The following is a 22,396-nucleotide window of genomic DNA, read 5'->3' as shown; positions in this document are numbered from 1 at the left end:
AGCGTCAAGCTATAAAGACGCCCACTCATCTCTCGGATTCTCGCCCTTCCATGGAAAAGCCCCGCGACACCGGTAAACAGAAAGTCCGCTCGGCCGAAGTGGGCACCGATATCCTCAAGGCCCTCGCCGAGCTGTCACCGGCCACTTCGCTGTCGCGTCTGGCCGAGCATGTGCAGATGCCGGCCAGCAAGGTGCACCGCTATCTCCAGGCATTGATCGCCTCGGGGTTTGCCGAACAGAACGCCGCCACCAACCATTACGGCCTGGGCCGCGAAGCCCTGCGCGTGGGCCTCGCCGCGCTGGGCAGCATGGATGTGCTCAAGGTAGGCGCCCTGCCCCTGGCCGAACTGCGCGATGACTTGAATGAAACCTGCTTCCTGGCGGTGTGGGGCAACCAGGGCGCGACCGTGGTGCAGATCGAACCGGCGGTGCGCGCGGTTACGGTGGTGACGCAGTTGGGCTCGGTGCTGCCACTGCTCGGCTCGTCCACCGGACTGGTGTTCAGCGCCTACCTGCCCGCGCGGGAAACCGTGGACTTGCGTGCGCGCGAAATCCAGGCCGGCATCGCCCACGTACTGGCGGACGATCAGGCTTACGCCAGCACCTGCGCGCAGATCCGCAGCCGCGGCCTGCATTTTGTACATGGTTTGCTGATGCCCGGCGTGGATGCGCTGTCGGCGCCGGTGTTCAACGCGGTCGGGCAGGTGGCGGCGGTGATGACCGTGGTCGGCCCCACTTCGGTGTTCCACGCCGATGAACATGGCCCGGCGGCGCAGCGCCTGCTGGCGGCGACCCGGGCCGTGAGTTGGCGGATGGGCTACCAGCCTTGAATCAGTCGTGCCACTGGCTCAGCGCGACGGCCAGGCGATTTTCCAGGGCGCGAATTGGCGCCGCATCGCTGACGTAGTTATTGCTGATCATCGAGAACACCAGACGCCGCCCGCCGGCGTCGGTGATGTAGCCACTCAGTGACGACACCCCGGCCATCGAGCCGGTCTTGGCGTGCAGGTTGTTTGCGGCGGCGGTGCCCCGCAGGCGATAACGCAGGCTGCCGCCGGTGAGGCGATCGGCATTGCCGGCAATCGGCAACGCGTTATACCAGGCGTCGAACCAGGGCTGTTTTGCCGTCGCCAGCAGCACGTCCGTGAGGTTCTGCGAAGACACCAGATTACGCCGCGACAACCCCGAACCATCGACCTGACTCAAGGTTGCCGGGTCCATGCCCTGGCGTCTCATGAACGCCGCCACTGCCGCCACACCGGCCTGCGCGGTGCCGGCATCGGCGGTCTTGCGCCCCATGGCCTTGAGCAGCGCTTCAGACATATTGTTGTTCGAGAGTTTGAGCAGCGGCGTGATCAGTTGCTGCAACGGTGCCGAGTGGTGCTCGGCCAACAGCAACGCGGTGGTCGGGCTGGCGCCACCGATCACCCGCCGGCCCATCACCTGAATGCCCTGCTGCGCCAGCGCCTGTTCAAACAGATTGGCCACCAGTTGCGTCGGCTCCCACACACTGACCCACTGCCGGCTCTGCTTGCCCGGCGCCAGGGCGCCGCTCAGTTGCAGCAGGTTGGTGCCGTGCTGGCGGGTGATGCCGTAAGTGTTGCCCGGCCCGCTGACGGCGCGATTGCTCAGTTGCACGTAATCGGTGGCGGGGCTGATCTCCACGCTCACCGGCTGCCCGAGCGTCACGGGTGCCTTGGCGGTGACCAGCAAGGTGCCCGCATCAAAATCAGCATTCGGCGACACGGTCAGCGCCGAAATCTGCGCGCCGTAGTAGGTGGATTCGTCGTCCTGGGCCCAGTCGACGCCCAGGCGCTCGGCGTCAAACCAAGTGTCGTCGACCACCAGATCACCCTGCACCTGGCGCACACCGAGGCTCGCCAATTGCGCGGCCAAGGCCTGGTAATCAGCGAATTGCAGGGTGGGATCGCCCAGGCCACGCAGGTACAGGTTGCCCGTCAGGCGATCACCCTGCTGCGCGCCGTTGCTCAACAATTGCGTGGCAAAGCGGTACTGCGGCCCCAACACATCCATCGCCGCCGCCGTGGTGAGCAGCTTGAGATTGGACGCGGGAATCAGCCGTGTACGCGGGTTGTGCTGGTACAGCGTGCTGCCGCTGCGGGCGTCGCGCACCATCAGCGACACGGTGGCGCCATTGAGCGCAGGATCCGCCAGCAGGGGGTCCAGCGAGGCCATGGACGTCTGCGAGACGCTTGCGCAGCCGCCCAGTAAAAGGCTCAGGCCCGCCAGCAGCGTGAGAGGATGTAACCATCGTCCAAAATGCATCGCCAGGGTGTATCCGCAAAAAAGTTGCGGCAACGCTACCAGTTCGCCTCCCTTGTGGCGAGCGGGCTTGCCCCGCGTTGGGGTGCGAAGCGCCCCCAATCAAGCAAAACGCGGTGTACCTGATACGGCTCAGCGCCTGGCTTTGGGGCTGCTGCGCAGCCCAACGCAGGACAAGCCTGCTCGCCACAGGGGAGCTGCGCTTAACTGAACGGCTCGCTCGCCACAACAGCCCCCCATCAGCCCTTTTCGCAGCAAACCCGCTCAGCGCTAGAACTCCAGCGTACTGGACACCGACACCTGCCGCGCATCGCCCATCGACACAAACAGACGGCTCGCCGCCGAGGTGTAGTAGGTGCGATCGAACAGGTTCTTCACGTTGAACTGGAACTTGACCTTCTGCCCCTCGATCCGCGTGTCGTAGGTGGCAAACGCGTCGGCCACGGTGTAGCCCGGCAGGTTGAAGCTGTTGTTCGCGTCGCCTTCGCGCTGGCCCACATAGCGTGCGCCGGCGCCCACGCGCAGGTCATCGCCGCCCACCAGGCTGCCGAAGTCGTACACCGCCGACAGTGAGCCGGTGTGCTTGGCCACGTTCTGCAGGCGCTTGCCTTCCAGGGCCGGGTCTTTGGTGACTTCGGCGTCGGTGTAGGCATAGCTGCCGATCAGGCTCCAGTTGTCGCTGAGCTGGCCGGTGGCATCCAGCTCCAGGCCGCGCGAGCGTACTTCGCCGGCGACGCTGTAGACCGTGTCCAGCCCGGTGCCCACCGACACCAGCACATTGCGCTTGTTGATATCGAACAACGCGGCGCTGGCGGTGATGCGCCCCGGTATATCCAGCTTGGCGCCCAGCTCCCACGCCTTGGATTCTTCCGGCGTGAGGCTGCCGCTCAGGGTGCTGCCATCGGCCAGCGCCGCGATGGTGGAGTTGGGTTTGAACGACTCGGTGTAGCTGCCGTAGAACGACAGTTCATCGGTGTAGCGATACACCAGGCCGGCACGCGGCACCCACTTCTGACCGTTGCCGTCGGTGTTGGCCTTGAACGGCACGCCTTTGCCGGCGTACTGGTCGTACATCTGGTAACGCGCGCCACCCACCAGAATCCATTGGTCGGTCAGGTGGATCGCGTCCTGGAAGAACAGCGAGTCGCTGCGCAGCAGGTCGGTCTGGGCGCTGTCCGGGGCACTGACGGTAGAGCCCGCCACTTCGTTGCCGTACACCGGGTTCAAGTAGCTGAAGACACCGCGCGGCTTCTGCCGAATCAAATCGGCGCGGTAGACCTTGCGGTACTCGTCATCCAGGCCGAACACCAGGTCATGTTGCAGCCCGCCGGCCTGCACCTTGCCTTCCAGGCTGGCCGTGGTGAAACGGTCGGTGGTGATCGCGCCCTGGGTGCCGTCCATGCTGCGGGTCAGGGTACCGTTGGCGTTCACCGCACTGACACGCACCTGGCTGGCGTCGTAGGTCTCGCGGTTCCAGCTGTAGCCGAAGTGAGCCTTCCAGTCGTCGTTAAGATCGTGGTCGACTTCCAGACGGTACAGGTCGGAGCGACCTTCCATGTTGTTGAACGGCTCATCCAGGCGACGGGTTGCAGGGATGTTCAACGGGTGGTTGGTCTTGGGGTCGATGGCGGTGCCACGGTCGAACGGCGAGAGAAATTCGCGATGCTCGTAGGCAAACACCACCTTGGTGGTGTCGCCATACCAGGCCAGGGACGGCGCCACCAGTGTCTCGCGGTGGGTGCCGAAATTGCGCCAGTAATCCTCGTCTTCGTGGTCGACGATCAGCCGATACGCCAGCCCGCTGTCACCGATGGGGCCTGTGGTGTCGAGGCTGCCGCCGCTGCCGTTCTTGCCGTCACCGAAGGTCGAGCCGCGCGCGGTCAGGGAGGTGGACTGCACCAGTGCGGGCTTCTTGCTGACGATATTGACCACGCCGCCCGGGTCCTGAATGCCGTACAACAGCGACGACGGACCTTTGAGCACTTCGACGCGATCGGCCGTGGCATTCAGCGCACGGCCCTGCACCACGGGCATGCCGTCCTGCATGATCGAGCCGTTGCGGTTGTCGCCGAAGCCACGCAGCATCACCGCGTCCTGGGTGCTGCCGAGGGTGTTGGCCTGGGTGATGCCGCTGATATTGGCCAGGGCGTCGTCGAGGTTGCGCGGGGTCTGGTCGCGCAACACCTGGGCGGGCACCACGTTGACGGTCTGCGGGGTTTCCAGCAGCAAGCCCTGGGAGCGCATCACCGAGCTGGTGGGCGGCGGCTGATAGCTGGTGCTGTCCTGGGCAAGGCCGGCACCGCTGATGGTGGTGGCGCCGAGGTTGACTGCCCCGCTGGTGGGTAAAGGTTCGAGGGCCAGGGTACGGGCGTCGATCTGGCGGAAGGTAAAGCCGGAGTTGCCCAACAGCCGTTGCAGGGCGTCGGTGGCGCTCATCTGCCCATTGATCGACGGCGCGTTGAGGCCGTAGGGCGCCTCGTCGGTATAGATCACACTGATCCCGGTCACCCGGCTGAAATCGCTCAGCGCCTGGGGCAGCGGCTTGGCTGCCAGGGCAAAATTGAACCGGGCACTGTGCTGCTCCTGCGCCTGCGCGACGCACAGGGGCAGCAACGCCAGCCCCGAGACCGCCAATACCGAGGCTCCCAGCCACTGTTTTACCCAACCGCCCGCCATCGATTTCATGTTCAAAGGAACCCGTGTAGAAAAGCCGTTAATGCGAATAGCTCGCAGTTTCAAGCACTACACGGATGGGCCGGCGGTTTACCTCACATTTTGTTTGCAAATATTTTCGATTATTGCGCCTGAATGCGAAAACCCCAGCGCGGGAAGTGCACATGCACGGTGCCTGCGCGTTCGTCGGTGCGGCGCAGGATCAGCGCTTCGCGCCCGGCAAACAGCAGCTCGCCCGCAACAGGATCAACGCCGTAGTCGATTGCGCTGACAGTGACTGCCTGCCCGGGGTGGAAGCCATTCAAGTCCTCGAACACCTCGTCCGGCAACGCGGCCGGCGTGGCATTACGGGAAATCTCAAGCGCCTGTTCGGCACTCATTTCACTGGCGCTGCCGTGACCGAACGCCAGCACCCGCGCCAACCACGCGGTCACCGCCGGATACGCATCCACCAGCGGCGCAGTCACCGGCGTGGCCGTGAGAAACCACAAACAATGAGCCAGGGCAAAGTCGGCAATCGAGGGTTCGCCGAACAGAAAATGTCCGGCCTTAAGCTGCTGCTCCAGGCGCGCCATGATCGCCGGCCACTGATGCTTGGCCAGCTCCACCGGCAACCTGCTCGCCGTGCCGCCGCTGAACAGTGCGGCGCGGTCGGCAAGAAAGCCCTTGACCGCGTCCGGGGACAATTTGCCGAAGCGCACCGCCACCGATTCCGGCTGGAACACCAGGCTCACGGCGTGGGCGAATACCACGCTGTCGGCCCAGGTGGCGAAGGTCTGGGTGATCATTTCCTGGCCCGGCGGGAACAGCGCAGGACTGGCTTTTTCCTGCTCCAGACGGCGCGCGATCAGCGCGGTATCGCAATAGATATCCGCGCCTACCTGCAACACCGGGGTCTTGCGATAACCGCCGGTCAAGGCGGTCAGGTCCGGCTTGGGCATCACCGGCGAAATATGCACGGAATGCCACGACAAGCCTTTGAAGCCCAGCAGCAGCCGAGCTTTTTCTGCGAAAGGTGACGTTGAATAGTGATGCAGGATGAGCTCAGACATGTGGCGGTCCACTTGGCGAATGAACCCGCAGCTTAACGCGCCAAGTGCTCAGGTGGCGTGATGAGACGCTATCAGTCAGATCAATGCTCCACTACGGGCCAGGCACTCCTTGGCGCTTTTTTTCAATTTCTTGATCAACCGTTCCTGACGCAACGCCTCGCCCTTCGTCGCGCATTGCTCGGTGTACACCAGCGCCACAGCCGGGCTGGACAGGAAGAACCGCGCGCCCTTGCCGCTCTGGTGCATGGAAAAACGGCGTTGCGGATCGTTGCTGATGCCGCAATAGAGGGAGCCATTGGCGGCACGCACCAGATAAACGTACCAGGGCTTGGCTTCAGTCGGAGGGGTCACGGGGCGATTCGGCACAATGGGAAAGCGCCAAGCTTATCAACGCCCGGCCTGGAATGCCTGCAAGCCTTTGCGCGCCTGGGCCCGCACGGCGTTTTTCAGCGCCGGCGACCAGCCCAGCAGCCAGCCCTTGAGGCCCAGCGCCTGACGCGACCAACGAGACAGGTCAAAGTGGTCATGGTGCTCGCAGATCTTGCCATCGCGAAACACGAACCGCGCGCCGATATCGTTGACCACCGTGTTGCCGGTCGCACTGAACAGGTAAGTCGCCACCCAATGCGCGCTGCCGGTGCTGTCATCGCTGCGCACATGGTCGAAGGTCAGGGAAAAACTCTTGGCGCGCGTGGTGAGCATGCGCCACATATCACCGGCATCACGCCCGCGCAGTTCGCCGAACGCCGGGTCGCTGAACACCACGTCTTCGGTGTAGCAGGCGGCCATGGCTTCGGCATCCAGCCGTTGGAAGGCCTCGTAAAAACGGGTGATCAACGCGGTGTGGGCATCACTCATGTGCAGCTCCGTGAATCGTTTTTGTAGGAGCGCACAATAGTCTGCACGGCAATGGAAAGCCACGGGCATTCACTAAGGCACCATGCCTGCATCCCGCGCGTAAGCAAACAAGTCCACATCGGTAGAGATACACAAGCGGTGCATGGCAGTGCTTTTCTGTTTACTGATGGTGGAAATACTGCGATTGACCCGCGCCGCGATCTGGCTGACGGTCATGCCGCTGGCGAGCATCCTGACCACTTCCTGTTCCTTGCCCGACAGCTGCGGTGCCTGCGTGGGCTGGGCCAGGCCCGCCAGGTCGAGCTGCGCACGCAGGGACTCACTGATAAAGTTGCGCCCTTGCACTACGGTTTGCAGGGCCTGGGGCAACTCACGCGCCGACGCACTTTTGGCCACCACCGCCCGCGCACCGTGGGACAGCGCTGTGCGCAAGGTCGCAACGTTGGCGAACATGGTCACCACGATCACCGGCACCTTGGGAAACTGGCGGTGCAACAAGCCCAGCAGGCCGTAGCCATCCGCTTGCTGGTCGCCCGGCATGGCGAAGTCCGTCACGATCACATCACAGGGGGTCTTGGCCACCAGCGCCAGCAGTTCGTCCGGGCCATTGGCCTCGCCCACGACTTTACATTTACCACTCGCCTCTATCACGACTTTTTGCCCGACTCGGACGATAGGGTGATCGTCAGCAATAATTATGCGAAGCATCGGTTTTTCCCATGACGGCAATTAGTTAGTAGCAAAATATCCCGACTGGCTGTAGGCAACAACCGTCAATAACTGCGTGAAATTGGCCCCACCCAATGTTTTAAGTGCCATCAGTTGTTACCCACAGAAATAAAAGAAATTACATACAGAGAAGTACTACGACGCAGAAGGATGTATTCCTACAGCAACTAAGGATTAGAGACTTCCCAAGTACTGTAGGTAATGTTCCACATCCCAAAAAAAATCCTGCAGAGCCACTGCATTGTCCGAAACACCCGATTGATTGACCCGTTCAATCAAATGCACGGCCCGTGGTTCAAGGCCGGTGTTGCCCAGAAACGCGACGCTGCCCATCAAACGGTGCAGCCGTTGACTGGTCAACGTTCCATCCAGACAGGCCAGGGCGTGCTTCAGAATGAAGAGATCATGGCGGGCTTCCTGGATCAGGCTGACTAACAGCGGCTGGGTCATTTCCCAGGAACCGAACATGGCGACCAGACTGGCGCGCGTGGGTCGCCTGCCGTGCACAGACAAAGAGAAAGGCTCGACTGCGCCCACCCGTACCTGGGGCGCGGCCAACCAATAGCGCAACACCTCACGGAGTTTGGCCAGGCCGATCGGCTTGACCAGCCAGCCATCCATGCCACAGGCCAGGCAGCGCTGGATATCCCCGGGCCCCAGGCTCGCGGTAAAGGCCAGCACGCAACAGGCTGGGCTGCGCGCCGCACGCTCGCGACGGCGCAGTTCACGCGTCATTGCGTAGCCGTCCATCACCGGCATGCAACAGTCGGTGATGACCACGTCATAGTGCAGCGCCTCCAACGCCTTCAACGCCTGACGACCATCACTGCAACAGAGATGCGAGACGCCAAGCTTTTCCAACAGAGAACCGAGCAACAGGCGGTAGGTGCCGTGATCGTCCACCACCAACACGCGAGCGCCACTTTCACGCCACTCGCAGGCAGCGTCGGGGTCTGCCTGGCATGAACTTCCTTCTGGAAACGTGCCCGACATAAAGCCCTCTTCACGAGAGCGAACTGCCCAGCCGGCATGACGGTGGTCACACGCGAACCTTTCGCCCAAAGACGATGCCCTGAACCTCAACGATGAGATTCAAATAAATGCGCTTCGAGCTTTGAACATATCCGGACGAATGCACATCAGCGATACAACAAGTACGAAAACTCCAGTAGGCGCTTCCCATCTGATAAAGCGATCCGACATTGCCGACCGTGGCTGTACGACATTCGCTCAGTCTCGTATTAGTTGCATTTCCCCACGGAGCCCCTCTGGCTAAATTCCCCGGCGCCTCATCAAGGGGGACAACGCTGACCTACCCCACTTAAAAAACAGACACCGGAGCCGCGCCTCATGAAAAAGCCTTTAGCCGCCTGCTCGGCCATTCTTCTCACTGGATGCCTGAGCAACGCCTTCGCCGCCAGCAGCGTCGACCTGAGCGTCAGTGGCGTGATCACACCGAGCGCGTGCACGCCCGGGCTGTCCAGCAACGGCAACATTGACCTGGGCAAGATTTCGGCCGTAGATCTCAAGCAGGACACCAACACCGTGCTGCCCAGACGCACGCTGCGGATGAGCATCGATTGCGACGCCAGCACCTTGTTCGCCCTGCAAGGCACCGACAATCGCGCCTCGTCCTCAACGGCCTCGACGGGCTACGGCCTGGGCCTGATCGACAACACGCAAAAAATCGGGCGTTACTACTTGCTGATGGCCAATTCCGTTGCGGACACCGCGGTCGTCGCGGCCATGGAATCATTCGACGGCGGCGTGACGTGGATGGAACTTGACGATGCCATATGGCAACGCAACAACCTCGCAGCCTTCGGGGCCGGCTTGAACGGTCCGTGGGTGCCGATTCCGATCAAGGCGCTGACGACTGACCTGGTGGTCGCGCCGATGATTGCCCCGGCCAAAGACCTCAACCTGGCCAATGAAGTGCAAATCGACGGCTCTGCCACGCTGACCATCCAGTACCTCTGACGTGCAACACGCTTGAAGAGGGCAACGTCGCGCTCCACTGCAGGGTCGCCACACCACAACCGGCGGCGATGCCCTCAACAAAAGGCCTCAATTCCATTGCCACCGTGTCATTCGTATTAGTTGTATTTCCGTTCCGCCGGCCCGGCGCTAAATTTACTCCCACGCGCCCTTCAGCGCTTTAACGACGGCCCTGGGCAACTGCACCACCAGGGTGGCTTGGCTTTCCCCCAGGAATTTTCTTAGAACCCAAGGACGTGTACCTATGGACAGAACCACCCTCGCCTTCCTGCTTGCGGCCTGTGCGCCAGGCGCCTTCGCCGCCAGCACTACCGACTTGAGCGTCTCCGGGGCGATTGTGCCCAGTTCCTGCACGCCCACCCTCACCAATGGTGGCTTGATCGACCACGGCAAGATGACCGCCAAGGACCTCAAGCAGACCCAGCCCACGCTGCTGGACCCGGCTGAGTTGCGCCTGGAAGTGCACTGCGAGGGTGAAACGTTTTTTACCCTGACCACCATCGATAACCGCGCGGGCACCTCGGCCATCAACCGGCAAGACCACGGCCTGGGCCTGACCCCCAAAGACGAGAAGCTCGGCAGCGTGACGTTCACCCTGTTCGATCCGGTGGCCGATGAAAACGCGGTCAACGTGATCGTCTCGCGCAATGGCGGCAGCAGTTGGTCAGCGTCCAATTACCTCGGCCACGATGGGCTGACGTCGTTCGCCGCCATCGGCACCAACACCCCTATCGCCATCAAGGAACTGAACGCTCGGCTGCGGGCGTTCTCGATCATCGTGCCGGCCAATGCGCTCACGCTAATCGACGAAGTACCCGTCGATGGCCAGGCCACGTTGCAGCTCAAGTACCTGTAAATCCGTTTGCCCCCTTCCCCCTGTAGGAGTACCACCATGAAGCCCCTCAATACCCTTTTCGCCGCCTTGCTGCTGACCACTGCCGGCAGTGCAGTGGCGGCCTCCAGCGTTGACCTGACTGTACGCGGGCTGATCACCCCGAGTGCATGCGAGCCAAGCCTGCCGAATGGTGGCAATGTGGATATTGGCAAGATTTCCGCGAAAGATCTGAAGGCCGACAGTTATACCGCTCTGCCCTTCCAGTCGCTGCAACTGACCGTGAGGTGCGATGCGGCAACCCTGATGGCCCTGGAGCCGAAGGACAATCGCGCAGGCTCGGAGTACGAAAACGACACGGGGTTATTCGGTCTGGGCATGACCAACGACAGCGAGAAACTCGGCGGGATGGAGCTGACGCTCTTGAATGCAACCGCCGATGGCGTCGCTTCCCGAGTTATCACATCGTTCAACAACGGCACCAGTTGGACACCGATGCACATGTTTCAAAAGGGCGCCCTTCTTTCGGTCACCGCAAGCGACGTGAACACGCCCACGCCGGTTAGCCAGATGACCGCTGACATGATTATCCGCCCGGTGATAGCCCCCGCCAATGGCCTGACCCTGAACAACGAAGTGGCCATCGACGGCTCTGTCACCCTGACCGTCAAGTACCTCTAACGCCCGGTCCGCCATGCCTGCACGGCGTGGCGCGATTGCCACGGATGTCTCCTTAAATCACGGTTTCAAACCTGACCATGAACATGCTCTCGCGCCGTCTGCTGACGCTGTGCCTCTGCCTTCCCGCCACACCTGCGCTGTGTGCGTCGTCCACCGAGATGACATTAACCGGCGTCATCACGCCCAGCGCCTGCGCACCGTCCCTGTCCTCCGACGGCGTTGTCGATCACGGACGGGTGCCGGCGCGCTCACTCAACCACTACGAATTCACCGCGCTGCCCACGCGCAACCTTGACCTGCACGTGAGCTGCAATCAGCCAGTGCTGTTTGTGCTGGTGGGTGTGGATAACCGCGCCGCGTCGTCTGTAGGGCCGGGATTTTATTACGGCCTGGGCCACAACATTCATGCGCCAAGTGAGCGCCTGGGATCGGTCTCGCTGGCGATTCGCGAAGCGTACGGCGACAGCCTGCGCGTGCTGGTCCTGGCGTCGAGCAACCAGGGCGAGACCTGGTTTCCGGAAGACAATGCGTATCCAGACAATTACATGGGCTTCGCCACGCCCGGCACGCTGATCCCTGAACCCCATCGCAGGATCGACGCCACCTTGCAGATCGACACGTCGATCAACGCCGCCGCCTTTCTGACTCTCGACCAGGACGTGCCGCTAGACGGCTCCATCGTGCTCGACCTGAGGTACCTCTAGCCATGTTTCCCGCCCCGCGTTTTGCCCTGCTCTCACGGTTGTTCAACCTTGTTCGCTACACCGGCCTGTACCTGGCCGCCGTGGCCCTGACCTTGTGGGGGCCGACCCTGGTGCTGGCCGACGGCATGGTGCCGGATACTTCGGTGGTGATCGTCAATGAAGCCGATGGCGAAGCCTCGGTGTCGGTCACCAACACCGACTCAAAGCTGGCGCTGCTGCATGTGACCCTCGAAGACATTCCGGAAGACACCGCAACGCTGCTGTTTGTCACACCACCGCTGACGCGGGTTGAGCCGTCCAAAAGCCAGCTGATCCGTTTCATCCTGCAATCACCGACGCCACTGACCACGCAACGCTTGAAACGCGTGATCTTCGAAGGCATGCCCCAGGGCCGTGCCGCCGCCGAGGCCGGCCATGCCCGCGTGGGCGTAACGGTGCGCCAGAACCTGCCGGTGATCCTGCATCCCAAGGGCTTGGCCCCCAACCGCACGCCCTGGACCGGCCTGACCTGGAGCCTGCAAAACAACCAGTTGAGCGTGCATAACCCGACGCCCTACGTGGTGCGCCTGGCCCAGGAGCTGAGGCTGTTACCGGGCAACGGTTCGGCACTGTTGCCACGCACCTATGTGTTGCCGGGCGAAACCCTGACGGTCACCGCCAGCCAGACCCGGGCCAGCACCGTGCAATTGCAGCCGGCCACCGTCTACGGGTTTGCCGTGGGGCCTTACGAAGCACCGATCACCCTTTGATCACAGCGCCGCAGGACGGGTTGCGGCGCCCTGACGACGAAGTGGCCTCCCATTGAAGGCCACCAGGAGTGTGCCCGAGTCAGGGAGTGGCGCGGCGCATCTCTCTAATACGAGTACACCTTGTGAGCACAGTTAAGACTGATCGTGACGGCAAAGCCATGCCCGGCGTTTCACCGCGTACACTGCGCCGACTGCTGGCAGGTCTGGCGCTGAGCCTGGGCACCACGCTGCCGAACGGCGATAGCCTGGCCGACGAAAGCGCCGGTTCGTTCGACCCACAAACCCTGTCCCAGCGCGGCATCGACCCGCAGCTTGCCAACCTGCTGCTACAGGCGCCCCGATTCGCGTCCGGGCGTCATGCCCTCAACCTCAACGTCAATGGCCAGCGGCGCGGGCGCGTGGAGGTGGTGTTTGATGACCGCGGCGCGCTGTGCTTTAACCAGGCGCTGTTGGACGCGGGCAATTTGCGCGCGCCGGACGCCAACGCCGAGTGCCACGGTTTTCTCGACGCCTACCCGCAAACCGTCATCGAGCAAGACCCGGCCAGCCTCAGCCTGTCGCTGGTGGTGCCCACGGATGCATTGCGTCCGGCGGAGCAGGACGTGTCCGGCTACCAGACCGGCGGGTTTGCCGGGCTGCTCAACTACGACCTCACCGGTCTGTATAACGAGTATGGCGAAGACAACAGCCGCTTCGGCTCGGCCAACACCGAGGTGGGCTTCAATGCCGGTGACTGGATCGTGCGCAGCCGCCAGGTGCGCACTTGGCAGGACAAGGTCTCGCGCACCACGCACCTGGACGCCTACGCCCAACGCACCTTCGCCGAACAACAGGCGGTGTTGCAGGCCGGACAGCTCACCCTGTACAACCCGGTGCTGGCCGGCGCGCAGATTACCGGCGCCCAGGTGCTGAACGAAACCGCACTGCAGGACCAGAACCAGGGCGCAACGATCACCGGCATCGCCAACAGCCCGGCCCAGGTGGAGGTGCGCCAGAACGGCACGCTGATTCATTCCACCGTGGTGCCCGCCGGGCCGTTTTCGCTGACTGACGTGCGGCGCCTGAACGGGCGCTCCGATGTGGAAGTCACGATCAGGGAAACCACGGGGCAAGAGCGACGCTTCACGGTGCCGGCCGCCATGCTCGGCCTGGGACTGCCGGCACCGGGCTATTCGGTGGCCGCCGGTCGGGTGCGCAAGGTCGGCCGAGGTGAAGGCGCCGAGCCGTGGGTGCTAAGCGGCGGCTGGAGCGGCGCGTTGCACCCGCAGGTCAGCATTGGCGCCGGCGTGCTGGCCGCTGAAGACTACCGCGCCAGCGGCCTGAACCTGGGGTGGTTGCCCTGGCAGGACGGCCAGTTTCAGGTCTCGGCCCAGCTCGCCCAGGCCAGCCGCCAAGGCAACGAACGCGGCGTGCAAAGCGATTTTTCGTGGTCCCAACGCGTGTCCGAAAGCTGGTCGATCACCACGGCCGGCTCCTGGCGCAGCCTGGGCTACCGCGACCTGGAAGACTCCACCTACACCACCACGACCCGCGAACAACAACGTACGCGCTACCGCGACCAGCAAAGCGCCACAGCGTCCTGGTCGCACCCGATGCTCGGCGCGTTCAGCGCCGGGGTCTCGCGCTCCTCCAACTTCACCGGCGACAACAGCAGCAGGGCATTGGCGTCGTGGGGTAGCCGTGTTGGTCGGGTGTCGGTGTCGGCCAGTGCCGAGTGGCAAGTCGGCGGGCGCCAGCAGAGCGATGACAGCGTGTACCTGAACATCAGCGTGCCCCTGGGCGAAAACCGCAGGGGTCGCGCCTGGACCCGTAATGCCGGCGGCGAACAGCGTACAGGCGCCGGACTCAGCGAACAGCTCAACGACCAACTGAGCTACCGCGTGGGCGTGGAACGCGACAGCCGCGACCGTGAGGTGGAATCGTCCCTCGGCGTCTCGGCGCTGCCCTATTACAGCCAACTGGACTTCAACTACACCCGCAACAATGCCGAGCGTTCCAGCTATCAGGGCGGCGCGCGCGGTGGCGTGGTGCTGCACGGCGACGGCCTGACCTTCTCGCCCTACCCCGTGCGCGAGACCTTTGCAGTGATGTCGGTGGGCGACATGGCCGGTATCCAGGTCAGCACCCCCAGCGGCCCGGTGTGGACCGACTGGCAAGGCCAGGCCGTGGTGCCGCAACTGAGTCCGTATGGGCGCAGCCCGGTGGAAGTGCAAACCCGTTCGCTGCCGCGCAATGCCGATATCAGCAACGGCCTGGCGGTGCTGTCCGCCGGGCGTGGTGCGGTGGATAAAGTCGAGTTCGGCGTCGCCCTGACGCGCCGCGCGCTGCTCAACGTCAGCACTGCCGATGGCCGACCGCTCGCACGGGGCGCAGCCGTGAGTACGGACGACGGCGAGTTCGTGACCCTGGTGCAGGAAGGCAGCCAGGTGTTCCTGCCCGACGTGCTCAACCGCCGTGCGCTGTGGATCAGCGAGCCGGGCCAGGCCCGCTGCCGCCTCGAATTCGAGCTGCCCGAACGCGGCAATCCCGACGCGTATTACGAAACCGCACCGGCGCGGTGCCAACCATGAGGACCTTAACCATGGGTTTGAAACCTGCCTTGCTCGCCCTCGCCTTGCTGCCGGGCGCCTGCGCCTTCGGCGCGGATGAGTGCCAGTTGAACCTGAGCGAATCGCTGGTGGATTTCGGCCTGATGAATCGCGCCGTCGCATTGACGCCAAAGGCCGACCGTTTATTGGGCGAACGGCGCTTGAGCCTGACCTTCAATTGCCCTAACACCACCGACATGAGCCTGTTCTATCGCGCCATGGGCGCAGGCATCGAGCGCTTCGCGTTCACCGCGCGCGGCAGCTACGGGTTGCAGGTGGGCGATGCACTGCTCGATGGTCGGGCGGTAGACCTGGGCTTGCTCGCCGGCAGCGGCCAGTCCCCGATCAGCACCGCGACAAGCCTGCGCTGGCGGCCGGAACACGGCATCGTACCGATGCGCGCCGGCGTGCCGGTGAGCGGGCGCAGCTTGTCAGTGCAGATTCAGGTCAGCGCCTGGGCCAGCGCAGACGCATCGCGGGTCAACGATGCGGAGACATGGGACGAAAGCGGCGTGTTCGATGCCATCAATGGCGGCCGCTCGCAGGAACTGCGCCTGCAGGCACGCTTTGCGCCGGCAGCCTGTACGCCGAGCCTGTCCGGCGGCGGCACGGTGGACTTCGGCAAACTGTCGGTGATGGACCTGAACATGCACAAGGAAACCGCGCTGCCCGCACGTCCCTTGATCGTTAGCGTGGCGTGCGATGCGCCCAGCGCCTTCACCCTGCGCCTGGGGGACAACCGCGTCGGCTCAGCAACGGGGCCGGCCGACGACACCCTCTTCGGCCTTGGCCTGGACGCCCGGCAAAACAGAATTGGCCGCTATCGCCTGATATTCGATCCCGCACGCACCACCGCCGACAGTTGGCCACAGCTGTATCGCACCGATTCGGCCACGGGCACCTCGGCCTGGAGCAGCGCCAGCGCCAGCCCGCTTTCGATAAGCGCCAGCCGTTACCTGGGCTTCAGCGCGAGCGTCGGCAGTACCAGCGGCCCTTTGCCAATTCAACAACTCAGCGCCACCGCGAGCCTGGAAGCGGTGATCGCACCGCTGAGTTCCCTGGACCTGGCCAGCGAGGTGCGGCTGGACGGCGCGGCCACCCTCGAAATTCACTATCCCTAGGAGCACCACCATGAAACCCCTGCTGATGCCACTTATTGCATTACCCCTGCTGACGGGCGCCGCGCACGCCGCATCGACCGTTGACCTGACCGTCACGGGCCTGATCACGCCGATGGCCTGCACGCCGCTGTTATCCAGCGGCGGCCTGATCGACTTCGGCAAGATTTCCCGCAATGACCTCAATCTCACCAAAGGCACCCGCCTGCCCCTTAAATACTTGACGCTGACAGTAAACTGCAACGCCCCCGGCCGTTTCGCCCTGCGCATGCGCGACAACCGCGACGGCACGGCCCACGTCAACAGCGAAATTTTCTACGGCCTGGGACTGGACACCAGCGGCAACAAGATCGGTGTGTATTCGGTGAGTTTCGACCCGAAACAAACCGTCGTCGACGACCTGGCGGTGGCGTACGGCACCGAGTCCACCACCGGCGGCGTGGCCTGGCGCACCGCCAACCTCAACCCCATCGATATTGGCTCGCGCAGCCTGTTGGGATTCACCGACGTGATGGGCAGCGTTGCCGGCCCCTCGGCCATCCGAAGCCTGACCAGCACGCTGACGCTTGAAGCCACGATCAACGCCCGGCAGAACCTTGATCTCAGTGTGGAAACGCTGATGGACGGCTCGGCCACCCTGGAAGTTGTGTACCTGTAAACAAACACACGACACCCACCCTTTCCCTGAAAAAAGGAACACTTCATGAAGCGCCTGAACATGTTTTTTGCCGCGTCCGTAATGGCGAGCGCGGGCCACGCGGTCGCAGCGTCCAGCGTCGACCTTGGCGTTCACGGCCTGATCACGCCCAGTGCCTGCACCCCGAGCCTGTCCGGTGGCGGCGTGATCGATCACGGTAAAATCTCCATTAAAGACCTGAACCTGACCGAACCGACCCTCATCGCAAGCCACCTGCTGACCCTGGACGTGAACTGTGAGGCCGCCACCACGCTCGCCTTGCACTCGATCGACAATCGCGTCGGTTCGAGCGTTTTTGACGACCGATACGGGTTGGGTTTCATCGCGGGCGGTCAGCGGCTGGGCCATTACACACTGTTCCTGGCCAATGCGATCGCCGACAACGTGGCGGTGCAGACAATCGGCTCCGATAACCAGGGCGACACCTGGTACAAGCACGATTTCATGAAACCCGGCCGCTACACCTCGATCGCCACGCAGGACGATGCCTCCCAGGTATTACCGGCCAAAGACCTGGTGGTCGACCTGCGCGTCGACACCATCATCTATCGCGCCGACAACCTGAACGTGGACTATGAGCTGCCGATCGACGGCTCAGCCACGCTGGAAGTCAAATACCTGTAGCCCTCAGCGCCGCGCGCGGCCGGCACCCACGTACAGCGCGCGGCCAGCGCCAAGGCCGGCGATGATGGCGGCCACCCCGATCACGCCGAACGCCCAGCCGACCGCGCTCCAGCCGCCGCTCCAGTCGTGGATCAAACCCACGGCCAGCGGCCCCATCGACGCCAGGGTGTAGCCGAAACCCTGGGCCATGCCCGAGAGGCTGGCCGCCACGTGTGCGTCCCGCGAACGCAGCACAATCAGGGTCAGCGCCAGGCTGAACGTGCCACCCTGCCCCAGGCCGAGCAAAACCGCCCAACCCCAGAGGCCGTCGATCGGCGCGTACAGGCAGCCGAACAAGCCACCGAGCGTCATTAGCATCACCATCACGATCGCCAGGCGCTGATCCTTGCCCCGCGTGGCCAGCCACGGCGCGGTCAGTGCGCTGAGCAGTTGCAAGACGATGGATCCAGACAGCGCCAACCCCGCGTCCGTCGCATTCAGGCCCCGGTCGATCAGAATCGATGGCATCCAGCCAAACACGATATATGACAGCGACGATTGCAGCCCCATGTACAGGGTCACTTGCCAGGCCAGCGGATCGCGCAACAGACCTTTGACCCGCGAAGCCACAGGGTGAGCGGTGTGTTTGTGCCGGGCCTGGGGCAACCAGAACAACGCCGCGATAAGCGCCGGCAGCATCCAGAAGCCCAGGCCAAGCGACCAGCTGTCGGCAAAGTAATGGCTCAACGGCACCGTCGCCCCCGCCGCCAGCGCCGCCCCCAGGGACAGGGCCATGGTGTACACACCGGTCATGGCACCGGCCTGCCTGGCGAAGTCGCGCTTGACGATACCCGGCAACAACACGCCGATGATGCCGATGCTGGCACCGGCGATCAGGCTGCCGCTAAACAGGCCCGCCTCACCGAACGCGCTGCGCAGCGTAATACCAGCGGCCAGCATCAGCAAAATCCCCAGCACCACGCGCTCGGCGCCAAAGCGCCGTGCCAGGATCGGCGCCAGCGGCGCGAACAGGCCCAGGCACAGCACCGGCAAGGTGGTCAGCAACCCGGCCCTGGCTGCCGATAATCCAAGGCTGTCGGACACCTGGCTGAGCAGCGGAGCCAGGCTCGATAACGCCGGACGCAGATTCAGCGCCACCAGGATCAACCCCAGCAACAGCAACCAAGGCCGCGTGACGACCGGATGGCTGTGCTGCACCACCTCGTCGTCGATTTCAGCGTCGATCAACAGTTCTTCGAGTTCGGTCGCAGGTTTGGTTTTACGGTTCATTGATCAACTGCCGGCAGAGGGATTTGGCGCGCTGCGGATCTTGCTGTTCCACCGCATCGAGCAGTTCGGTGTGCAGGTCGAACACCGCCTGGCGACGTGGCGTGATGTTCAGGGTCTGGCGCAACTGCGCGCCGACGATCGCGGAAAAGTATTGGTACAGCTCGCTCAACGCGGTGTTGTGCGCGGCATCCACCAAGTATTGGTGGAAGACCAGGTCGGCGCTGATATAGGCCTCCAGGTCGCCGTGGTACAGCGCGGCGCTGGCCTCGAGTGCCACCCGCAAGACCTTGAGGTCGTGCTCGGTACGGCGCAGGGCTGCAAGGCCGATCGCTTGCACTTCCAGAATCTGCCGCGTCTCTTGCGCTTGCTCCAGGGAGCAATGGGACAGCACACGCATCGTGCCCAGTGGGTCACTCATCGAACGCAGGTAACTGCCGTCACCCTGGCGAATTTCGATCAACCCGGAAAACGCCAATACACGCATCGCCTCGCGCACGGTATTGCGGCTGATGCCCAGCTCGGCGGACAACTCCGGCTCGGTGGGCAGGCGCTCGCCGATGGCCCATTTGCCTTCGGTGATACGCCAGCGCAGTTGCTCCAAGGCCTGGTCGACCAGGGAGCGTTTGATCAGGGGGGCGATGTCTGTCATGGATTTCGTGCTTTCGTCCAATCATAGGATGAATTTTCCTACAACCTATTCGGAGTTGCCTACAAAGGCAAGGCACTAGGGTTCTGAAGCAGGAAAAGGAGCAGTATTTTCGATTGGTAAAATTACCCTTATAGGGTAATTATTGGACTCAGGTGTCTTATGGAAAAGTACACACCTCATTACGATTTGGCGGTGATAAAGGCGGATGTGAGGCGGCTTGGCAGGAAAGCGTTTACCCGCACGGCAGAGGAGTGCGGTGAGGCTCTTGGCTATAGCATCGAAGACATGCAGGCCGTCATTTATGAGTTACAGAACTGGATGTTGTACAAGTCGATGACCACTTATGGAGACCATCGAGTCTGGCAGGACGTGTACCACACTCACTCAACAGGCACGCAGATTTACATCAAGGTCACGTACCGAACAAACGGTAGACCTCCGGTAGTCTCTTTCAAGGAGAAAAATCCATGAAAAAAGCAGAGCTGTGCTACATCTGCGGCGCCCCCGACGCATTGCACCACTTCGAGGGTCGCAGCGAAACCATCAGCATCAAGGGCATGGAACGTCGGATCGACAATCTATCAGGCTGGGAATGCAAGGTATGCGGCGACGGATTCTGGGACCAGGACAACGACAGCGCAGACCGCTACGGCCAAGCAAAGGATGAGTTGATCCTCGCCGCTCGGCAAATGATCGGCGCCGAGATGAAACGCATCCGCCGCAAACTGCACCTGACACAAAAGGAAGCGGTGGAGTTGCTGTCCGGCGGCGGTCACAACGCATTCTCTCGCTACGAACGTGGCGAGTTGCTTGCCCCCAAACCGTTGGTACTGCTGATGCGGCTTCTGGATCGTCACCCGCACTTGCTTGCGGATGCGAAGATCCTGGCAGACGGCGCTGATCTGCGTGGCGCCTTCACCTACACCGTGAACGACGACGCAGAAGCACTCAAGGCGTCCTAGCCCCAAAAAACAAACCCGGCGCCAGGCCGGGTTTATTCATTCACGCTTCGATCAATGCAAAATCTGGCTCAAGAACAACCTGGTCCGATCATTCTGCGGATTGTCGAAGAAGTCATTCGGCGCCGCCTGTTCCACGATCTCGCCCTTGTCCATGAAGATCACGCGGTTGGCCACGGTGCGCGCGAAGCCCATTTCGTGGGTCACGCACAACATGGTCATGCCGTCTTCGGCCAGGCCGATCATGGTGTCCAAAACCTCTTTCACCATCTCGGGATCAAGCGCTGAAGTCGGTTCGTCGAACAGCATGATCTTGGGTTTCATGCACAGCGCGCGGGCAATCGCCACACGCTGTTGCTGGCCGCCGGAGAGTTGCCCCGGAAACTTGTGCGCCTGCTCCGGAATGCGCACGCGCTCCAGGTAGTGCATGGCGATTTCCTCGGCCTTGCGCTTGGGCATCTTGCGCACCCACATCGGCGCCAGCGTGCAGTTCTGCAGGATGGTCAGGTGCGGGAACAGGTTGAAGTGCTGGAACACCATGCCGACTTCACGGCGGATCGCTTCGATCTGCTTGAGGTCGTTGGTCAGCTCCACGCCATCGACCACGATGCGGCCCTGCTGGTGCTCTTCCAGACGGTTGAGGCAGCGGATGGTGGTGGACTTGCCCGACCCCGACGGGCCGCACAGCACGATTCGCTCGCCCTGCTTGACGTTGAGGTTGATGTCTTTCAACACGTGGAACTGGCCGTACCACTTGTTGACGCCCTGCATCTGGATAATGCCTTCAGGGCTCACAGGCTGTTTGATCGCTTCGCTCATCACATCAACTCCTAACGCTTGTGGCCTGTGTCGAGCTTGTGTTCCAAATGAATGGAATAGCGCGACATACCAAAACAGAAAATCCAGAACACCAGGGCAGCGAACACGTAGCCCTCAGTGGCCATACCCAACCATTTCGGGTCGGCGGCGGCTTGCTTGACGCTGTTGAGCAGGTCGAACAGGCCGATGATGATCACAAGGCTAGTGTCCTTGAACAACGCGATAAACGTGTTGACGATGCCGGGGATCACCATCTTCAGCGCTTGCGGCAGAATCACCAGGCCCATGCTGCGCCAGTAACCCAGGCCCATCGCCGCAGCCGCTTCGTACTGACCTTTAGGAATGGCTTGCAGACCGCCGCGCACCACTTCGGCCACATAGGCCGACTGGAACAGGATCACGCCGATCAACGCCCGCAGCAGTTTGTCGATGCCCATGCCTTCGGGCAAAAACAACGGCAGCATCACCGACGACATGAACAGCACCGTGATCAACGGCACGCCCCGCCAGAACTCGATGAAGGTCACGCAGACCACCCGAATCGCCGGCATGTTCGAGCGCCGTCCCAGCGCCAGCACGATGCCCAGCGGCAAGGCGCCGGCGATGCCGACCGTGGCGATCACCAGGGTCAGCATCAGGCCGCCCCATTGGCTGGTCGCCACGTTGGTCAGGCCGAAGGCGCCGCCGTGCAGCAGGAAGAACGCGATGATCGGGTACAGCACCAGAAAGCCCAGGCCGTAGATCGCCTTGCGCGGGAAGCGCGAGATGAACAACGGCGCCACGCCAACGATGGCCAGCCACACGGTGAGATCCACGCGCCAGCGCAGGTCGCCCGGGTAGTAGCCGTACATGAACTGCCCGAAGCGCTGTTGGATGAACACCCAGCAGGCGCCCTCCTTGGTGCAGTCGGCACGAGTCGTACCCACCCAGTTGGCGTCGAGGATGGCCCAGCTGAGGATCGGCGGGACCACCAAATAAATCAGGTAAAACGCCAACAGGGTCAGCAGGGTATTGAGCCAGCTGGAGAACAGGTTGGCGCGCATCCATGCCATCGGCCCGAAGACTTTGTTCGGCGGCGGCATATCAGGTTTGAACGTATGCGAACTCATGCAGG

The 22,396-nt window shown here is 62.7% G+C and carries 23 protein-coding genes; 12 read left to right on the top strand and 11 right to left on the bottom strand.

Annotated features, from left to right (window positions below; translation table 11 throughout):
- The first annotated feature begins 50 nt into the window (after nt 1-50).
- Nucleotides 51-830, top strand: coding sequence for an IclR family transcriptional regulator (locus RHM60_RS21550; protein ID WP_209988976.1), 780 nt, complete (start codon nt 51-53; stop codon nt 828-830).
- A 1-nt stretch (nt 831) separates the two neighbouring features.
- Here the strand turns inward: RHM60_RS21550 and dacB are convergent, their stop codons facing one another.
- The 7 genes from dacB to RHM60_RS21515 form a co-directional block, all read right to left on the bottom strand.
- Entirely contained in the window at nt 832-2,286 is a 1,455-nt protein-coding gene (gene dacB, locus RHM60_RS21545; RefSeq protein WP_322212733.1) for a D-alanyl-D-alanine carboxypeptidase/D-alanyl-D-alanine-endopeptidase, read from the bottom strand.
- 267 nt (nt 2,287-2,553) lie between these two features.
- Entirely contained in the window at nt 2,554-4,968 is a 2,415-nt protein-coding gene (locus RHM60_RS21540; RefSeq protein WP_322212731.1) for a TonB-dependent receptor, read from the bottom strand.
- A gap of 110 nt (nt 4,969-5,078) precedes the next feature.
- Nucleotides 5,079-6,008 (bottom strand): glutathione S-transferase family protein, encoded by a 930-nt coding sequence (locus RHM60_RS21535; RefSeq protein ID WP_209988968.1) that lies wholly within the window; start codon nt 6,006-6,008, stop codon nt 5,079-5,081.
- Nucleotides 6,009-6,083: 75 nt separating this feature from the next.
- Complete coding sequence (locus RHM60_RS21530; RefSeq protein WP_209988965.1) at nt 6,084-6,359, bottom strand: GIY-YIG nuclease family protein; 276 nt, start codon at nt 6,357-6,359, stop codon at nt 6,084-6,086.
- Between the two features lie 36 nt (nt 6,360-6,395).
- Nucleotides 6,396-6,866: a nuclear transport factor 2 family protein gene (locus tag RHM60_RS21525; RefSeq protein WP_322212727.1), complete on the bottom strand. Its 471-nt coding sequence runs from the start codon at nt 6,864-6,866 to the stop codon at nt 6,396-6,398.
- 72 nt (nt 6,867-6,938) lie between these two features.
- Nucleotides 6,939-7,574 carry a response regulator transcription factor gene (locus RHM60_RS21520; protein ID WP_209988959.1) on the bottom strand — a complete coding sequence of 212 codons (636 nt, stop codon included), beginning with the start codon at nt 7,572-7,574 and terminating at the stop codon, nt 6,939-6,941.
- 195 nt (nt 7,575-7,769) lie between these two features.
- A complete protein-coding gene (locus tag RHM60_RS21515; RefSeq protein WP_231423018.1) occupies nt 7,770-8,588 on the bottom strand; it encodes a response regulator in 819 nt (272 codons plus the stop codon).
- Nucleotides 8,589-8,945: 357 nt separating this feature from the next.
- On the opposite strand from RHM60_RS21515, the gene RHM60_RS21510 reads away from it, so the two are divergent.
- The 9 genes from RHM60_RS21510 (at nt 8,946) to RHM60_RS21470 (ending at nt 17,586) form a co-directional block, all read left to right on the top strand.
- Nucleotides 8,946-9,575 carry a DUF1120 domain-containing protein gene (locus RHM60_RS21510; protein WP_322212722.1) on the top strand — a complete coding sequence of 210 codons (630 nt, stop codon included), beginning with the start codon at nt 8,946-8,948 and terminating at the stop codon, nt 9,573-9,575.
- A 262-nt stretch (nt 9,576-9,837) separates the two neighbouring features.
- A complete protein-coding gene (locus tag RHM60_RS21505; protein WP_322212721.1) occupies nt 9,838-10,449 on the top strand; it encodes a DUF1120 domain-containing protein in 612 nt (203 codons plus the stop codon).
- 36 nt (nt 10,450-10,485) lie between these two features.
- Nucleotides 10,486-11,106, top strand: a complete 621-nt coding sequence (locus tag RHM60_RS21500; protein ID WP_209988946.1) for a DUF1120 domain-containing protein — start codon at nt 10,486-10,488, stop codon at nt 11,104-11,106.
- 77 nt (nt 11,107-11,183) lie between these two features.
- On the top strand, nt 11,184-11,810 hold the full coding sequence (locus RHM60_RS21495; protein ID WP_209988943.1) for a DUF1120 domain-containing protein: 627 nt from the start codon (nt 11,184-11,186) through the stop codon (nt 11,808-11,810).
- Between the two features lie 2 nt (nt 11,811-11,812).
- Nucleotides 11,813-12,559, top strand: coding sequence for a fimbria/pilus chaperone family protein (locus RHM60_RS21490; protein ID WP_231423015.1), 747 nt, complete (start codon nt 11,813-11,815; stop codon nt 12,557-12,559).
- A gap of 158 nt (nt 12,560-12,717) precedes the next feature.
- A complete protein-coding gene (locus RHM60_RS21485) occupies nt 12,718-15,129 on the top strand; it encodes a fimbria/pilus outer membrane usher protein (RefSeq protein WP_416195190.1) in 2,412 nt (803 codons plus the stop codon).
- An 11-nt stretch (nt 15,130-15,140) separates the two neighbouring features.
- Entirely contained in the window at nt 15,141-16,268 is a 1,128-nt protein-coding gene (locus tag RHM60_RS21480; protein WP_322212716.1) for a DUF1120 domain-containing protein, read from the top strand.
- A gap of 10 nt (nt 16,269-16,278) precedes the next feature.
- Nucleotides 16,279-16,923, top strand: coding sequence for a DUF1120 domain-containing protein (locus RHM60_RS21475; RefSeq protein ID WP_209988934.1), 645 nt, complete (start codon nt 16,279-16,281; stop codon nt 16,921-16,923).
- A gap of 45 nt (nt 16,924-16,968) precedes the next feature.
- On the top strand, nt 16,969-17,586 hold the full coding sequence (locus RHM60_RS21470; RefSeq protein ID WP_322212712.1) for a DUF1120 domain-containing protein: 618 nt from the start codon (nt 16,969-16,971) through the stop codon (nt 17,584-17,586).
- A gap of 3 nt (nt 17,587-17,589) precedes the next feature.
- Here the strand turns inward: RHM60_RS21470 and RHM60_RS21465 are convergent, their stop codons facing one another.
- Both RHM60_RS21465 and RHM60_RS21460 read right to left on the bottom strand, forming a co-directional pair.
- Entirely contained in the window at nt 17,590-18,855 is a 1,266-nt protein-coding gene (locus RHM60_RS21465) for a CynX/NimT family MFS transporter (protein WP_322212711.1), read from the bottom strand.
- Nucleotides 18,845-19,504, bottom strand: coding sequence for a FadR/GntR family transcriptional regulator (locus RHM60_RS21460; protein ID WP_209988926.1), 660 nt, complete (start codon nt 19,502-19,504; stop codon nt 18,845-18,847). The genes RHM60_RS21465 and RHM60_RS21460 overlap by 11 nt, the downstream gene beginning before the upstream one ends.
- A 159-nt stretch (nt 19,505-19,663) precedes the next feature.
- On the opposite strand from RHM60_RS21460, the gene RHM60_RS21455 reads away from it, so the two are divergent.
- Entirely contained in the window at nt 19,664-19,975 is a 312-nt protein-coding gene (locus RHM60_RS21455; protein ID WP_209988923.1) for a type II toxin-antitoxin system MqsR family toxin, read from the top strand.
- A complete protein-coding gene (locus tag RHM60_RS21450) occupies nt 19,972-20,466 on the top strand; it encodes a type II toxin-antitoxin system MqsA family antitoxin (RefSeq protein ID WP_209988921.1) in 495 nt (164 codons plus the stop codon). The genes RHM60_RS21455 and RHM60_RS21450 overlap by 4 nt, the downstream gene beginning before the upstream one ends.
- 51 nt (nt 20,467-20,517) lie before the next feature.
- Here the strand turns inward: RHM60_RS21450 and RHM60_RS21445 are convergent, their stop codons facing one another.
- The gene (locus tag RHM60_RS21445; RefSeq protein WP_065934436.1) at nt 20,518-21,282 is read right to left on the bottom strand and encodes an amino acid ABC transporter ATP-binding protein; all 765 of its coding nucleotides are present in this window, start codon (nt 21,280-21,282) and stop codon (nt 20,518-20,520) included.
- Nucleotides 21,283-21,293: 11 nt separating this feature from the next.
- Complete coding sequence (locus RHM60_RS21440; RefSeq protein ID WP_057006782.1) at nt 21,294-22,391, bottom strand: amino acid ABC transporter permease; 1,098 nt, start codon at nt 22,389-22,391, stop codon at nt 21,294-21,296.
- Nucleotides 22,392-22,396: the final 5 nt, after the last annotated feature.

This window comes from Pseudomonas sp. MH9.3, assembly GCF_034354675.1.
Taxonomy (GTDB): Bacteria; Pseudomonadota; Gammaproteobacteria; order Pseudomonadales; family Pseudomonadaceae; genus Aquipseudomonas.
The sequence above is the reverse complement of the archived record's forward strand: the minus strand, read 5'-3'. Positions and strand labels throughout refer to the sequence as shown.